Source organism: Mycolicibacterium sarraceniae (assembly GCF_010731875.1).
Taxonomy (GTDB): Bacteria; Actinomycetota; Actinomycetes; order Mycobacteriales; family Mycobacteriaceae; genus Mycobacterium; species Mycobacterium sarraceniae.
Genome location: NZ_AP022595.1, coordinates 2,501,595 through 2,515,702, shown reverse-complemented (window position 1 = coordinate 2,515,702; position 14,108 = coordinate 2,501,595). Strand labels below are relative to the sequence as shown.

At 64.8% G+C, this 14,108-nt stretch carries 24 protein-coding genes; 1 reads left to right on the top strand and 23 read right to left on the bottom strand.

All coding sequences use genetic code 11. The annotated features are described in order from the left end of the window. Positions 1–44 precede the first annotated feature (44 nt). Positions 45–176 (top strand): hypothetical protein, encoded by a 132-nt coding sequence (locus tag G6N13_RS25705; protein ID WP_268948990.1) that lies wholly within the window; start codon positions 45–47, stop codon positions 174–176. Positions 177–204: 28 nt separating this feature from the next. Here the strand turns inward: G6N13_RS25705 and rplO are convergent, their stop codons facing one another. From rplO to rpsJ, 23 genes are all read right to left on the bottom strand, one after another. Then, on the bottom strand, positions 205–648 hold the full coding sequence (gene rplO, locus G6N13_RS12615) for a 50S ribosomal protein L15 (RefSeq protein ID WP_163697440.1): 444 nt from the start codon (positions 646–648) through the stop codon (positions 205–207). Next, positions 645–836 carry a 50S ribosomal protein L30 gene (gene rpmD / locus G6N13_RS12610; RefSeq protein WP_163697438.1) on the bottom strand — a complete coding sequence of 64 codons (192 nt, stop codon included), beginning with the start codon at positions 834–836 and terminating at the stop codon, positions 645–647. Before rpmD ends, rplO begins: the two co-directional genes overlap by 4 nt. Before the next feature lie 2 nt (positions 837–838). Next, a complete protein-coding gene (rpsE, locus tag G6N13_RS12605) occupies positions 839–1,546 on the bottom strand; it encodes a 30S ribosomal protein S5 (protein WP_099244152.1) in 708 nt (235 codons plus the stop codon). 22 nt (positions 1,547–1,568) lie between these two features. After that, on the bottom strand, positions 1,569–1,976 hold the full coding sequence (rplR, locus tag G6N13_RS12600) for a 50S ribosomal protein L18 (RefSeq protein WP_163697437.1): 408 nt from the start codon (positions 1,974–1,976) through the stop codon (positions 1,569–1,571). A 3-nt stretch (positions 1,977–1,979) separates the two neighbouring features. Further along, positions 1,980–2,519, bottom strand: coding sequence for a 50S ribosomal protein L6 (rplF, locus tag G6N13_RS12595; protein ID WP_108053308.1), 540 nt, complete (start codon positions 2,517–2,519; stop codon positions 1,980–1,982). Between the two features lie 13 nt (positions 2,520–2,532). Next, positions 2,533–2,931 carry a 30S ribosomal protein S8 gene (gene rpsH / locus G6N13_RS12590; RefSeq protein WP_163697435.1) on the bottom strand — a complete coding sequence of 133 codons (399 nt, stop codon included), beginning with the start codon at positions 2,929–2,931 and terminating at the stop codon, positions 2,533–2,535. An 88-nt stretch (positions 2,932–3,019) separates the two neighbouring features. Further along, positions 3,020–3,205 (bottom strand): type Z 30S ribosomal protein S14, encoded by a 186-nt coding sequence (locus G6N13_RS12585; RefSeq protein WP_083736047.1) that lies wholly within the window; start codon positions 3,203–3,205, stop codon positions 3,020–3,022. A gap of 4 nt (positions 3,206–3,209) precedes the next feature. After that, positions 3,210–3,782, bottom strand: a complete 573-nt coding sequence (rplE, locus tag G6N13_RS12580) for a 50S ribosomal protein L5 (RefSeq protein ID WP_163697433.1) — start codon at positions 3,780–3,782, stop codon at positions 3,210–3,212. 4 nt (positions 3,783–3,786) lie between these two features. After that, on the bottom strand, positions 3,787–4,104 hold the full coding sequence (rplX, locus tag G6N13_RS12575; protein WP_108053305.1) for a 50S ribosomal protein L24: 318 nt from the start codon (positions 4,102–4,104) through the stop codon (positions 3,787–3,789). After that, a complete protein-coding gene (gene rplN / locus G6N13_RS12570; RefSeq protein ID WP_011778596.1) occupies positions 4,105–4,473 on the bottom strand; it encodes a 50S ribosomal protein L14 in 369 nt (122 codons plus the stop codon). Between the two features lie 443 nt (positions 4,474–4,916). Continuing rightward, positions 4,917–5,813 (bottom strand): formylglycine-generating enzyme family protein, encoded by an 897-nt coding sequence (locus G6N13_RS12565; RefSeq protein WP_163697431.1) that lies wholly within the window; start codon positions 5,811–5,813, stop codon positions 4,917–4,919. Between the two features lie 91 nt (positions 5,814–5,904). Then, positions 5,905–8,256 (bottom strand): arylsulfatase, encoded by a 2,352-nt coding sequence (locus tag G6N13_RS12560; protein WP_163697429.1) that lies wholly within the window; start codon positions 8,254–8,256, stop codon positions 5,905–5,907. 134 nt (positions 8,257–8,390) lie between these two features. Beyond that, positions 8,391–8,687 carry a 30S ribosomal protein S17 gene (rpsQ, locus tag G6N13_RS12555; protein WP_163697427.1) on the bottom strand — a complete coding sequence of 99 codons (297 nt, stop codon included), beginning with the start codon at positions 8,685–8,687 and terminating at the stop codon, positions 8,391–8,393. Continuing rightward, positions 8,687–8,920: a 50S ribosomal protein L29 gene (rpmC, locus tag G6N13_RS12550; RefSeq protein WP_163697425.1), complete on the bottom strand. Its 234-nt coding sequence runs from the start codon at positions 8,918–8,920 to the stop codon at positions 8,687–8,689. Before rpmC ends, rpsQ begins: the two co-directional genes overlap by 1 nt. Then, positions 8,920–9,336 carry a 50S ribosomal protein L16 gene (gene rplP / locus G6N13_RS12545; protein WP_094482954.1) on the bottom strand — a complete coding sequence of 139 codons (417 nt, stop codon included), beginning with the start codon at positions 9,334–9,336 and terminating at the stop codon, positions 8,920–8,922. The genes rpmC and rplP overlap by 1 nt, the downstream gene beginning before the upstream one ends. 3 nt (positions 9,337–9,339) lie before the next feature. Next, positions 9,340–10,185: a 30S ribosomal protein S3 gene (gene rpsC, locus G6N13_RS12540; RefSeq protein ID WP_163697423.1), complete on the bottom strand. Its 846-nt coding sequence runs from the start codon at positions 10,183–10,185 to the stop codon at positions 9,340–9,342. Further along, entirely contained in the window at positions 10,185–10,712 is a 528-nt protein-coding gene (rplV, locus tag G6N13_RS12535) for a 50S ribosomal protein L22 (RefSeq protein ID WP_163697421.1), read from the bottom strand. The genes rpsC and rplV overlap by 1 nt, the downstream gene beginning before the upstream one ends. Continuing rightward, positions 10,709–10,990: a 30S ribosomal protein S19 gene (gene rpsS / locus G6N13_RS12530; RefSeq protein ID WP_135426857.1), complete on the bottom strand. Its 282-nt coding sequence runs from the start codon at positions 10,988–10,990 to the stop codon at positions 10,709–10,711. Before rpsS ends, rplV begins: the two co-directional genes overlap by 4 nt. A 12-nt stretch (positions 10,991–11,002) precedes the next feature. Beyond that, entirely contained in the window at positions 11,003–11,842 is an 840-nt protein-coding gene (gene rplB / locus G6N13_RS12525; RefSeq protein WP_163697419.1) for a 50S ribosomal protein L2, read from the bottom strand. A 31-nt stretch (positions 11,843–11,873) separates the two neighbouring features. After that, positions 11,874–12,176, bottom strand: coding sequence for a 50S ribosomal protein L23 (gene rplW, locus G6N13_RS12520; protein ID WP_163697418.1), 303 nt, complete (start codon positions 12,174–12,176; stop codon positions 11,874–11,876). Next, on the bottom strand, positions 12,176–12,829 hold the full coding sequence (gene rplD, locus G6N13_RS12515) for a 50S ribosomal protein L4 (protein ID WP_163697416.1): 654 nt from the start codon (positions 12,827–12,829) through the stop codon (positions 12,176–12,178). Before rplD ends, rplW begins: the two co-directional genes overlap by 1 nt. After that, the gene (gene rplC / locus G6N13_RS12510) at positions 12,826–13,479 is read right to left on the bottom strand and encodes a 50S ribosomal protein L3 (protein WP_163697414.1); all 654 of its coding nucleotides are present in this window, start codon (positions 13,477–13,479) and stop codon (positions 12,826–12,828) included. Before rplC ends, rplD begins: the two co-directional genes overlap by 4 nt. A gap of 14 nt (positions 13,480–13,493) precedes the next feature. Then, on the bottom strand, positions 13,494–13,799 hold the full coding sequence (gene rpsJ, locus G6N13_RS12505) for a 30S ribosomal protein S10 (RefSeq protein ID WP_003883485.1): 306 nt from the start codon (positions 13,797–13,799) through the stop codon (positions 13,494–13,496). Positions 13,800–14,108: the final 309 nt, after the last annotated feature.

Sequence of the window (14,108 nt, the reverse complement as noted above, 5' to 3'; positions counted from 1 at the left end):
AAGGCTACCGGCGCTGATGCTGGGCAAGCTCGTGCGGTGCAGCGGTGAGGTACTCGATCTCGATACCGCAGTTCGACGTCGATGACGACAGCGTGCGAGCCCGCGAGCGGGTGCTGGCCGGGCTGCCGCCGACGTCATTCCACAGCTGGGCGTACACGAAAAAAGCCCCCGCATGATGCGGGGGCTTTCTCGTGGAGTACTAGCTCACAGCTCGGTGGCCGAACCGCCTGCGGCGGTGATGGCCTCGCGGGCGCTGCCGCTGAACTTGTGAGCGGTGACGTCGACCTTGGCGGCCAGCTTGCCGTCACCGAGAACCTTGACGAGCACGTTCTTGCGAACGAGGCCCTTGTCCACCAGCTCGTCGACACCGACGGCACCGCCCTGCGGGAAGGCCTTGGCGATATCACCGACGTTGACCACGCCGTACTCGGTGCGGAACCGGTTACGGAAACCCTTGAGCTTGGGCAGCCGCATGTGGATCGGCATCTGCCCGCCCTCGAAGGTCACCGGCACGTTCTTGCGGGCCTTGGTGCCCTTGGTGCCACGACCGGCCGTCTTACCCTTGGAGCCCTCACCGCGACCGACGCGAGTCTTCGCGGTCTTGGAGCCGGGAGCCGGCTTCAGGTCGTGCAGTTTGATGACGCTCATGATTTGGCCTCAACCGCTTCTACTTCGACGAGGTGGTGCACGACGTTGATCAAGCCGCGCGTCTGCGGGGTGTCCTCGCGAACCACCGACTGACGAATCTTCTTCAGCCCCAGGGTCCGCAGGCTCTCACGCTGCTTCCAGCGCGCACCGACGATGCCGCGCACCTGGGTGATCTTCAGGTCTGCCATAGTTATGCGCTTCCTTCACGCGCGGCTGCAGCAGCCAGCGCTTCGCTTTCCCGACGGGCGCGCAGCATGCCGGCCGGCGCGACGTCTTCGATGGGCAGCCCACGACGAGCGGCCACCTCTTCGGGACGCTGCAGCAGCTTGAGCGCGGCAACGGTGGCATGCACCACGTTGATCGCGTTATCACTGCCCAGCGACTTGGCCAGAACATCGTGCACGCCAGCGCATTCCAGCACCGCACGGCACGCGCCACCGGCGATGACACCCGTACCGGGGCTGGCCGGACGCAGCATCACGACGCCCGCCGCGGCCTCGCCCTGCACGGGATGGGTGACGGTGCCGCCGATCAGCGGGACGCGGAAGAAGTTCTTGCGAGCTTCCTCAACACCCTTGGCGATCGCGGCCGGCACCTCTTTGGCCTTGCCGTAGCCAACACCGACCAGGCCGTTGCCGTCGCCGACGATGACCAGCGCGGTGAAGCTGAACCGGCGACCACCCTTGACCACCTTGGAAACACGGTTGATCGTGACAACGCGCTCCAGGTAGTTGCTCTTCTCGCCGCCGTCGCGACCGCCGCGTCCGCCACGGTCTCCGCGATCGTCGCGGCGGCCACGGCCACCGCGGTCGTCACGTCCCCCGCTGCGCTGTACGTCGGTCCGGGTGCCGGCTGAGGGGGCGCCGGTATCCGGCGCTGCGCTCTGCTCCGACATCATGCGGTCCTTCCGTTGTAAGTCATTAGAATTTCAGTCCGTTCTCACGGGCGGCATCGGCCAGCGCCGCGATGCGACCGCCGTAGGTGTTACCACCGCGGTCGAACACCACGGCGTCGACACCAGCGGCCTTGGCGCGCTCGGCGATCAACTGACCGACACGCACGCTGTGCGCCTTCTTGTCACCTTCGACTGCACGAACGTCGGCCTCGATGGACGAGGCCGCCGCGAGCGTGGTGCCGTCGGCGTCATTGACCAACTGCACATGGATGTGCCGCGACGAGCGGTTGACCACGAGGCGGGGCCGCTCGGCGGTGCCGACGACCTTCTTGCGCAACCGGTTGTGCCGACGGAGGCGCGAAACCCGGCGCGCGGCCGAGACACTCGTGCCGACCGGGGTGCGATCGACGGCTGCCTTCTCTGCTTGAGCCATGGCTTACTTACCTGTCTTTCCGACCTTGCGGCGGATCTGCTCACCCTCGTAGCGCACGCCCTTGCCCTTGTACGGGTCCGGGCGGCGCAGGCGACGGATGTTGGCCGAGATCTGACCGACCTTCTGCTTGTCGATACCCGTGACCGAGAACTTGGTGGGCGTCTCTACCGCGAAGGTGATGCCCTCCGGAGCCTCGATGACCACGGGATGGCTGTATCCGAGCGCGAACTCGAGGTTGCTGCCCTTGAGCTGCACGCGGTAACCAACACCGAAGATCTCCAACTTGGTGGTGTAACCCTCGGTCACACCGGTCACCAGATTGGACACCAGCGTGCGCGACAGCCCGTGCAGTGAGCGGCTGAGCCGCTCGTCGTCGGGCCGGCTGACCACGATGGCGCCATCGTCGTTGCGCGCCACGGTGATCGGCTCAGCGATCGCCAGCTCCAGCGTGCCCTTGGGGCCCTTGACGGACACGTTCTGCCCGTCGATCGTCACATCCACACCGGCGGGAATCGCCACCGGCTGCTTTCCAATACGCGACATGTCTAAGCCTCCCTCACCACACGTAAGCGAGGACTTCGCCGCCCACGCCCTGACGGGACGCCTGGCGGTCGGTCAGGAGGCCGGAGGACGTGGAAATGATCGCCACGCCCAAGCCGCCGAGAACCCTCGGAAGATTGGTGGATTTTGCGTACACCCGCAGACCGGGCTTGGACACCCGGCGCAATCCGGCGAGGCTGCGCTCGCGGTTGGGGCCGTACTTGAGCGAAACGATCAGCGACTTGCCGACCCGAGCATCCTCGGTCCGGAAATCGTTGATGTAACCCTCGCGCTTCAGGATCTCGGCGATATTCGCCTTGATCTTGCTGTGCGGCAAGGTCACCTCGTCGTGATACGCCGAATTGGCGTTGCGCAGACGTGTCAAGAAGTCTGCGATCGGGTCCGTCATGGTCATGACTGGGCCTGTCTACCTTCCTCGCAGCGGTTCCCCCTGGGTGGATTACCTTGGGGGGCCTACTGCGCACCTGTTCTGTAGGGGTCTGTTACCAGCTGGACTTTTGCACACCGGGCAGTTCGCCGGCGTGGGCCATCTCTCGCAAGCAGATTCGGCACAAGCCGAACTTGCGGTACACGGCGTGGGGACGTCCGCACCTGTTGCAGCGGGTGTATCCGCGCACGGCGAACTTCGGCTTCTTATTGGCCTTGTTGACCAGTGCCTTCTTTGCCATCTGCTCAGTTCTCCTTGAAGGGGAAGCCCAGCGCGCGCAGCAGCGCCCGACCTTCATCGTCGTTCGTCGCCGAGGTGACGACAGTGATGTCCATGCCGCGCGGCCGGTCGATCGAGTCGACGTCGATCTCGTGGAACACCGACTGCTCGGAGAGACCGAAGGTGTAGTTGCCGTGGCCGTCGAACTGCTTGGGGCTCAGGCCGCGGAAGTCGCGGATACGCGGCAACGCGATCGAGACCAGCCGGTCGAGGAACTCCCACATGCGGTCGCCGCGCAGGGTGACCCGTGCGCCGATCGGCATGCCCTCGCGCAGCTTGAACTGCGCGATCGACTTGCGGGCCTTGCGGATCTCGGGCTTCTGGCCGGTGATGAGCGCGAGGTCGTTGACCGCGCCGTTGATCAGCTTCGCGTCGCGGGCGGCGTCACCGACACCCATGTTGACGACGACCTTGACCACGCCGGGGATCTGCATGACGTTGGCGTAGTTGAACTCGTTATTGAGCGCTGCCTTGATCTCTTCGCGGTAGCGCGCCTTCAGCCGGGGCTGAACCTTCACAGTGTCTTCAGTGGTGGTCATCGCCTCAAATATCCTTGCCATTGCGCTTCGAGACCCGGACCTTCTTGCCGGTCTCTTCGTCGACGCGGTAGCCGACGCGGGTCGGGTTGCCGTCGGAGTCGACCACCATCACGTTGGAGACGTGGATGGCCGCCTCCTGGGTGACGATGCCGCCCGACGACGCGCCACGCTCGTTGGCCGACTGCGCGGTGTGCTTCTTGATGCGGTTGACGCCCTCGACGAGGACCTTGTTGCGAGTCGGGTAGGCCTCGATGACCTTGCCCTTGGCGCCTTTGTCCTTACCGGCGGTGACCAGAACGGTGTCGCCCTTGTGCACCTTCATTTACAACACCTCCGGGGCCAGCGAAACGATCTTCATGAACTTCTTCTCACGCAGCTCGCGCCCGACCGGGCCGAAGATGCGGGTGCCACGGGGATCGTTGTCGTTCTTGATGATGACGGCGGCGTTCTCGTCGAACTTGATGTAGCTGCCATCGGCCCGGCGGCGCTCCTTGGCGGTGCGCACCACGACGGCCTTGACGACGTCACCACGCTTGACGTTGCCACCGGGGATAGCGTCCTTGACGGTCGCCACAATCACATCGCCGATGCCGGCGTAGCGCCGCGACGAGCCACCCAGAACACGGATGCACAAGATCTCCTTGGCGCCAGTGTTGTCGGCGACCTTGAGCCGCGATTCCTGCTGAATCACTAGATCTCCTCGACCTGGTTATTTCTGTGTGCACGGCAGATACCGACCTGACGTGCGCGGTCTTTGTGGCCCAAAGAGCACGCAGGGTTTTCTCGCATGAGATAACCGAGGTCTGCCCTGGGCAACCCCTAAATACTAGGTGACGAGCGGAAAAGCTCCAAATCGCTGCACTTCGCCGCATCGCGGTCCGCCTTGATCACCCGGATGACGTCCCCGCCCAATTGCGCGACCTTGGACAATCTGGCGAATACCTTTTTGGCACAGAGACATCGCGGTACCTGCGCACATACCGGCAACGTAACTCGTATTCGGTCACAGCTCGCTCTTGCCGGGCCCGACTGCCGACGCTGAGCTTCCTCATGGCGGAGTGTTGACTGCGGGTGCCGACAGATTCCGCCCAGGCTGTTGTTATCGCGTGAGAGTGCGGGTGCAGGTGTCGACAGTTACAGGCTCGGCGCGGCTCGGGAATCCGCCGCGCACCGAAACCCAATGTGGGTGGTCGAACTGTCCTGCGATTGCGGGGAACGCGCGGCGGGCCGGTACCGGTGGCAGTACTCCGGCGCGCACAGGTGCGACCCGCCTTTGAGGGTCTGGTTGACCGCCGGATCAGGGTCCGCGGGCGGCGGACAGCAGGCACTCTGCTGCTGAACAACGTGGTGAGAAGAAAACCGTGTGGTGGTCCACTCCCAGACATTGCCGATCATGTCGACCAGCCCATAGCCGTTGGCCGGGAACGTCCCCACCGGCGAGGTCCCCACCCAGCCGAGTGCGCCGTCGTTGCGATAGGGAAAGCGCCCCTGCCAGGTGTTGGCCATCAGCGCCCCCCCGACCATCGGGGCGTCACCCCAGCTGTAGGGAGCGGTGCTGCCCGCCCGAGCCGCGTACTCCCACTCCGCTTCGGTCGGCAGCCGCCGGCCGGCCCAACGGGCGTAGGCACTCGCATCGGGATACGCGATCTGCACGACGGGATGGTCCGGCTTGTCGGCGACGTCGCTACCGGAACCGAACGGAGCACGCCAGCTCGCGCCCGGTGCCCAGTCCCACCACTGCCGCCAGTCCTGCAGATTCACCGGGCCCGGCGTCGGCCGAAAAACCAGCGCCCCAGGCTGCAGATCAGCCTCGGCGACACCGGGATACAGCGCCGGATCGAGCGGGCGCTCGGCGATGGTGACGTACCCGGTGGCGGCGACGAACGCGGCGAACTGGGCGTTGGTCACCGGGTGCCGCTCGATCGCGAAGGCGCTGACGGTCGCCGTGTGGATCGGCGCTTCTTCCGGATAGAAGCTGGTCGACCCCATCCGGAACGACCCGCCGGGCACGGCGACCAGCTCGGTGAGCATGGACTCAGGGTATGACGATGCTGGATTCACCGGTCAGCTCCGAGGCAGCGGCGCACACCAGCCGAGTCACCTCATCAGTATGACGCGATGGTCAGTCCCTGGCGAAGGCCGCCGAGAGTTGGCGCTCGGCATCAACGTAGGCAGTGCCCGACACATCGACCACCACCCTTGCGATGGTTCCCCCGCTGAAGTCGAACGGTGCCGCATACGAGCTGCACACCGCCTGACCGAGATTGCGTCCCACGCTGACCCCACCGCCGGCCAAGCCGAAGGTGAAGGGATGGGCCTTGACGCCGGCCAGGCTGGCCACCGCCGCACCGTCGACGTAGAGGGTGACGTCGCCCAGTGGCGTGTGGCTGCCGTCGACCACACCGGTGCGCGCGTACGCCACGCCCACGATGTGGTCCCCCAGCGGAAGCGGGTCAGGGGCGATCACCCGCTGCTCTTCTTCGCCGAAGAAGTTGTAGACGAACTGCAGCCGACCGTCCGCGACGAACAGGACGTAGCCGCCGTGACCCGCACCCTGTTTGAGGATGACGCCCTGCACGTCGGGGCCCTCGATGTTCACGTCAGCCAACACCGAGAACGAGCGGCCATTGATCGACACGCACGCACCCATCGCGACCGGCGCGGTATGCGGGTAGTAGACGTAGCTGGACCGGTCGCCGGCCAGTGACGGACGGGTGCGGGTGACCATCTCGAACACATTGAGGTCGGAAAGCGGTAAGCCGTTGTACTTTTCGGCTTCGGCGAACCAGAGCTTCTGCAACTCGTCGAGCTTGTCGGGGTACTCGGCGGCCACATCATGGCATTGGCTGCGATCGTTCTCGATGTTGTAGAGCTCCCAGCGGTCGGCGTCGAAATGCGACCAGCCCGACGGCGCGGCGGGGTGCACCGTGTTGGCGAACCAGCCCTTGTGCCAGATACCGCGGGTGCCCAGCATGGTGTAGAACTGGGTTTCCTTACCGGTGTCAGCCGTCGAATCCTCCAGTGCCGCTTTGAAACTCACCCCGTCGAGCGGCTTTTGCGGGATGCCTTTCACCGTCTGCGGCACATCGATACCCAGCAGTTCGTAGATCGTCGGCGTGATGTCAGCGACATTGACGTAGTTGTCGCGCACCTCGCCGTGCGCGGCAATTCCGTTGGGCCAGGAGATGATCGCGGTGTCGGCGATGCCGCCTTCATGGGAGGCGTAGCGCTTGTAGAGCTTGTATGGCGTGTTGAACGCCATCGCCCACCCGATCGGATAATGGTTGTACGTTTTCGGAGAGCCCAATTCATCGAAAAACGGCATACTCTCCTCGACGGTGTCGACGTAGCCGTTGAAGAACTTTCCTTCGTTGACCGAGCCGTTGGGCCCACCCTCACCGCTGGCGCCGTTATCGGAGATCACCACGACGATGGTGTTGTCCAGCTGCCCGGACTCTTCCAGATAGTCCAGGACCCTGCCAATCTGGGCGTCGGTGTAGGACAGGAACCCCGCGAACACCTCGGCCATCCGGGCGAACAGTCGCCTCTCCTCGTCATCGAGGGAATCCCAGGGCCGCACGGTGTCCTGTAAGGGCCACGGCTCACCGTTGGGTCCGGTGACATCCGCATACGGATTCACCCCGGATAGTTCGGTATCGGGTGGCACGATGCCGAGCTTCTTCTGGTTCGCCAAGACGATCTCGCGGTAGCGCTCGTACCCCATGTCGAACTCGCCGGCGTAGCGGTCAGCCCACTCCGTGAACACGTGATGCGGCGCGTGGCCCGCGCCCGGGCACAGATAGGTGAACCACGGCTTGTCCGGGGCGACCATCGTCGAATCCCGGATGAATTCGATCGCCTTGTCCGCCAAGTCTTTCGAGAGGTGATACCCCTGCTCCGGGGTGGCCGGTGGTTCCACGGGGTGGCCGTCGTAGACCAGCTCGGGATACCACTGGTCGGTCTCCCCACCCATGAACCCGTAGAACCGCTCGAAACCACGCGACAGCGGCCAGTGCCGCCGAGTTGCAGCGAGGTTGGACTCCTCGATCGGGGTGAGGTGCCACTTGCCGACGCAATAGGTGTTGTAGCCGCGCTCGGCGAGTACCTCCGAAATCAGCGCGGTGTCATCGGGAATGCGACCGTTGATACCCGGGAAACCTTCGGTGAACTCCTCGACCATCGCCATCCCGACCGTGGTGGCGTTGCGGCCCGTCAGCAGCGATGCCCGGGTTGGCGAGCACAGCGCGGTGGTATGGAACTGCGAGAGCCGGACACCGCGCTCGGCGAGGCGCGTCATCGCCGGCATCGACACCAGCCCGCCGAAACAGTCCCACGTGGCGATGCCGATATCGTCCCACACCAGGTAGAGCACATTGGGTGCGTTCTCGGGCGCCTCGGGGGCGGCGTACGGGCCCCAATCCGGCTCGGAATCGCGAATATCCAGCTCAATCTTGCCGTTGAACTCCGTCGTCATGCGCTCAGACTCCCACGCGCCGGACCGCTTTCGGGTGATTCCGCGTCCGCTGTGGGCGAATTCGCAGGACGGAGGTCAGACAAAAACGCGCCGCGGCTCAACAGCCGCGACGCGTGTTTGTCAGGAACGAAGTGTTACTTGGCCTGCTCGAGGACCTCGACCAGGCGCCAGCGCTTGGTCGCCGACAGCGGACGGGTCTCCATCAGGGAGACGCGGTCGCCGACACCGGCGACACCGTTCTCATCGTGCGCCTTGACCTTCGTGGTCGTGCGGATGATCTTGCCGTACTTCGGGTGCTTCGTGCGCGACTCGAGTTCGACGACGATCGTCTTCTGCATCTTGTCACTGACCACGTAGCCGATGACGGTCTTACGACGGCCACGCGTCTCCTCGGCCGGCGGAGTGTGCTTGGGACCCTTTGTTTCTGCCATCACGATTCCTCACCAGCGGGTCCGGAGGCCAGACCCAGTTCACGTTCGCGCAGCACGGTATAGATGCGCGCAATCTCCTGACGCACGGTGCGGAGCCGGCGATTGTTGTCTAGCTGGCCGGTAGCCATCTGGAAGCGCAGGTTGAACAGCTCTTCCTTGGACTCCCGCAGCTTGTCGGTCAATTCTTCGTCGGTGAGTTCACGCAGTTCACCGGCGCTGACGCCCACTGCCATCAGAACTGCTCCTCTCGGGTCACGATGCGCGCCTTGATCGGCAACTTGTGGATCGCGCGCGTCAGGGCTTCCCTGGCGATCTTCTCGTCGGGGTAACTGAGCTCGAACAGCACGCGTCCGGGCTTGACGTTGGACACCCACCATTCCGGTGAGCCCTTGCCCGAACCCATGCGGGTTTCCGCGGGCTTCTTGGTCAGCGGGCGGTCCGGGAAGATGTTGATCCACACCTTGCCGCCACGCTTGATGTGCCGGTTGATGGCGATACGAGCGGACTCGATCTGCCGGTTGGTGACGTACGCGTGCTCCAGTGCCTGGATGCCGTAGTCACCGAACGTCACCGATGTACCACCGCTGGCAATACCACGCTGCCTGGGGTGGTGTTGCTTGCGGTGCTTGACTTTACGGGGAATCAACATGGTCTAGCTCTCCGTGCTTTCAGCGACGGTCTCGACAGCGGCGGCCTCGGCCGTGACGGGGACTGCCGATTCGGCGGTCTCTTCACTGGCGGCGCGGCCGGCTTCGGTGCTCGTCGCGGTGGTGCCCGACGAACCGCTCCGGCGCGGACGGGTTGCGCCCGAGGGACGCTCGCGGCGCGGACGGTCGGCGGCGGGTGCGGCGGCGGTCAGCTCACGCTTGCCACCGACGATGTCGCCCTTGTAGATCCACACCTTCACACCGATACGGCCGAACGTGGTCTTCGCCTCGTACAGTCCGTAGTCGATGTCGGCGCGCAGGGTGTGCAGCGGAACCCGGCCTTCGCGGTAAAACTCCGAGCGGCTCATCTCCGCGCCGCCGAGGCGACCCGAGCACTGCACGCGGATGCCCTTGACGTTGGGCTGGCGCATGGCCGACTGGATGGCCTTGCGCATCGCGCGACGGAACGCCACACGGTTGCTCAACTGCTCGGCGACACCCTGGGCGACCAGCTGTGCCTGGCTCTCGGGGTTCTTCACCTCGAGGATGTTCAGCTGAACCTGCTTGCCGGTCAGCTTCTCCAGGTCGGCGCGGATACGGTCGGCCTCGGTACCACGACGGCCGATCACGATGCCCGGACGCGCGGTGTGGATGTCAACGCGAACCCGATCACGGGTGCGCTCGATCTCCACGTCGGCTATGCCGGCGCGCTCGAGGCCGGTGGCCAGCAGCCGCCGGATTGCCACGTCTTCCTTGACGTAGTCGGCGTATTGTTTATCGGCGTACCACCGGGACTTCCAGTCGGTGGTGATACCGAGCCGGAAGCCGTGGGGGTTGATTTTCTGGCCCACTACTCCGAGCCCTCCTTCGTCTGTTCGGCGGTCGCCTTAGGGGCGGCAGCCTTCGTGGCCGGAGCTTTCTTAGCCGGAGTCTTCTTGGCCGGCGCGGTCGCAGCAGCCTTGCTGCCCTGCGCCCGGCGCGAACGAGCCGCACTCGCCGAAGCCGAGCCGCGCTCGCCGCGAGCTGGACGGCTCTCGACGATCACGGTGATGTGGCTGGTGCGCTTGCGGATTCGGAACGCGCGGCCCTGCGCGCGCGGCCGGATGCGCTTGGCGGTGGGGCCCTCGTCGGCCATGACCGTTGCCACCACCAGGGTCGCCGGGTCCAGGCCCTCGTTGTTCTGAGCGTTGGCAGCCGCCGAGGCGATCACCTTGGCAACCGGCTCACTGGCCTGCTGCGGTGCCCAGCGCAGGATGTCCAGCGCTTCCTCAACGGACTTGCCGCGCACCAGGTTGATCACCCGGCGTGCCTTGCTCGCCGAGATCCCCACGTATTTCGCAACCGCGGTGGCGGAAGGAAATTCAGTCGTCGTCGTCATCGCCGCTTACTCTTCCGGTCGTCCTTGATGTGACCCTTGAATGTGCGCGTCGGGGCGAACTCGCCCAGCTTGTGGCCAACCATCGCTTCGGTGACGAACACCGGCACATGCTTGCGACCGTCGTGGACGGCGAAGGTGTGACCGATGAAGTCGGGGATGATGGTCGAACGACGCGACCAGGTCTTGATGACCTGCTTGGTGCTCTTCTCGTTCTGGACGTCGACCTTCTTGAGCAGATGGTCGTCGACGAACGGGCCCTTCTTCAGGCTGCGTGGCATCGCTGGCTACTCCTAGCGCTTATTCTTGCCGGTGCGCCGGCGTCGGACGATGAGCTTGTCGCTCGGCTTGTTGGGCTTGCGGGTACGGCCTTCCGGCTTACCCCACGGGCTGACCGGGTGGCGACCACCGGAGGTCTTGCCCTCGCCGCCACCGTGCGGGTGGTCGACCGGGTTCATCACGACACCACGAACGGTCGGGCGCTTGCCCTTCCATCGCATACGGCCGGCCTTGCCCCAGTTGATGTTGGCCTGCTCGGCGTTGCCGACCTCACCGACGGAGGCGCGGCAGCGTACGTCGACGCGACGGATTTCACCCGAGGGCATACGCAGAGAGGCGTAGGTGCCTTCCTTACCCAGCAGCTGGATGCTCGAGCCGGCCGAGCGGGCCAGCTTGGCACCGCCGCCGGGACGCAGCTCGACGGCATGGATGACGGTACCGGCCGGGATGTTGCGCAGCGGCAGGTTGTTACCGGGCTTGATATCGGCGTTGGCGCCTGACTCCACGATGTCGCCCTGCGAAAGACCCTGCGGCGCAATGATGTAGCGCTTCTCGCCATCCAGGTAATGCAGCAGTGCGATGTTCGCGGTGCGGTTCGGGTCGTACTCGATGTGTGCGACCTTGGCGTTGACGCCGTCCTTGTCGTTGCGACGGAAGTCGATCACCCGGTAGGCGCGCTTATGCCCGCCGCCCTTGTGGCGGGTGGTGATTCGGCCGTGCGCGTTACGACCGCCGGTTCCGTGCAGCGGACGGATCAGCGACTTCTCCGGAGTCGAGCGAGTGATCTCGGAGAAATCGGAGACGCTAGAACCGCGGCGACCGGGGGTCGTCGGCTTGTACTTGCGAATTCCCATTATCTATTCCTGAGTTCTATTCGTTGCCGGACTACGCCGGTGCTCCGAAGAGGTCGATCGGCTTGCTGCCGGGGGCCAGGGTCACGATCGCGCGCTTGGTGCTCTTGCGCTGCCCGTAGCCGACGCGGGTGCGCTTGCGCTTTCCCTGCCGATTGAGCGTGTTCACCGAGTCGACCTTCACCTTGAAGATCTTCTCGATGGCGATCTTGATCTGCGTCTTGTTCGAACCGGGCGCGACGACGAACGTGTAGACGTTGTCCTCGATCAATCCATAGGACTTCTCGGAGATGACCGGGGCCACGATGATGTCGCGGGGATCAGTGATGGTTGCCATCAGGCCGAAACCTCCTGGTCCTGTTTGGTGTTCGAGCTAATGTAGGCGTCCAGCGCTTCGACGCTGAACACCACGTCGTCGGCGTTGAGCACGTCGTAGGTGTTGAGCTGATCCGGCGAGATCACATGCACACCAGGAAGGTTGCGCACGCTCTTCGCACCGACCTCGTCGCTGCGGCCGATCACGACCAGCACCTTGCGGCGGTCGGTCAGCGTGCCCAGGAACGCCTTGGCGCTCTTGGTCGACGGGGTCTGGCCGGCCAGCAGTTCGGTGATCGCGTGGATCCGCTCGTTGCGGGCCCGATCAGAAAGAGCGGAGCGCAAAGCCGCGCGGATCATCTTCTTGGGCGTCCGCTCGCTGTAGTCGCGCGGCTGCGGGCCGTGGACGACGCCACCACCGGTGAACTGCGGAGCGCGGGTCGAACCCTGACGCGCACGACCGGTGCCCTTCTGCCGGTACGGCTTCTTTCCGCCGCCGGAGACCTGAGCGCGAGTCTTGGTGGCGTGCGTGCCCTGACGCTTGGAGGCCAGCTGCGCGGTCACCACCTGGTGCATCAACGCGATATTGGGTTCCACGTCGAACAGCTCGGCGGGCAACTCAACGCTGCCGTCCTTCTTGCCGTCCGGAGTACGAACGTCAATCTTGAGAGTCACTTCTCACCTCGTTTGACTGCCGTGCGAACCACTACGAGTCCGCCGTTGCGTCCGGGAACCGCACCCTTGATCAACAGCACGCCGTTCTCGGCATCAACCTTGTGCACCACCAGGTTTTGAGTGGTGATGCGGTCGCTACCCATCCGGCCCGACATCCGGGTGCCCTTGAAAACACGGCCCGGGGTGGAACAGCCACCGATCGAACCCGGCCGGCGGTGCACTGCCTGCGCACCGTGGCTGGCGCCCTGGCCCTTGAAGCCGTGTCGCTTCATAGTGCCGGCGAAGCCCTTGCCCTTGGAGGTGCCGGTGACGTCGACGTAGGCACCGTCGGCGAAGATCTCCGCCGTCAGCTCCTGGCCGACCTCGTACTCGGCGGCCGCGGCCTCGTCGTCAAGACGAAGCTCGGCCAGATGCCGGCGCGGGTTGATCCCGGCGGCGGCGTACTGGCCGGTGACAGGCTTGTTCACCTTGCGGGGGCTGATTTCGCCGTAGGCCAACTGCACGGCGCTGTAACCGTCACGCTCCGGCGTGCGGATACGGGTCACCACATTGGGTCCGGCCTTAACGACCGTCACGGGGACGACGCGGTTGTTCTCGTCGAACACCTGTGTCATGCCCAGCTTGGTGCCCAAAATGCCTTTTCTAGCCATTTCTTTCGGGTCTCCTACTGGATGTTGACGTCGACGCTCGCCGGAAGATCGATGCGCATGAGTGCGTCAACGGTCTTCGGGGTCGGGTCGAGGATGTCGATGAGTCGCTTGTGCGTACGCATCTCGAAGTGCTCCCGCGAGTCCTTGTACTTATGCGGGGAGCGGATGACGCAGTACACATTCTTTTCCGTCGGCAGCGGCACTGGACCAACCACGCTCGCGCCGGTACGGGTGACCGTCTCCACGATCTTGCGCGCCGAGGCATCAATCGCCTCGTGGTCGTAGGCCTTGAGCCTGATGCGGATCTTTTGTCCCGCCACGCTTCTCCTACCTTCATTCCTGCTCGGTCCCATAGCGGGACACGGTGGTCATGCGCTCTCGCCCGAAGGCGTCGCGCTGGCTGTTGCCGCCGCTCTTTACCTGTCTCTGGTGCACCGACCCCCGCGGTCGGGTGTGTCGCCCTCACGCAGTCCCGAAGGCGCGGTCACATGACCGTCGCGCTCCGAGGTTGGGACCGGACGCGCCCGTTTGGGCGCCGGTCGTACACCCTGAACGGCACCGCTCCCGATGGGAGCGAACCCTGCTCAAGGCAACCCGAACAGTATGCCTTAGATCGGACCGGTATCCAA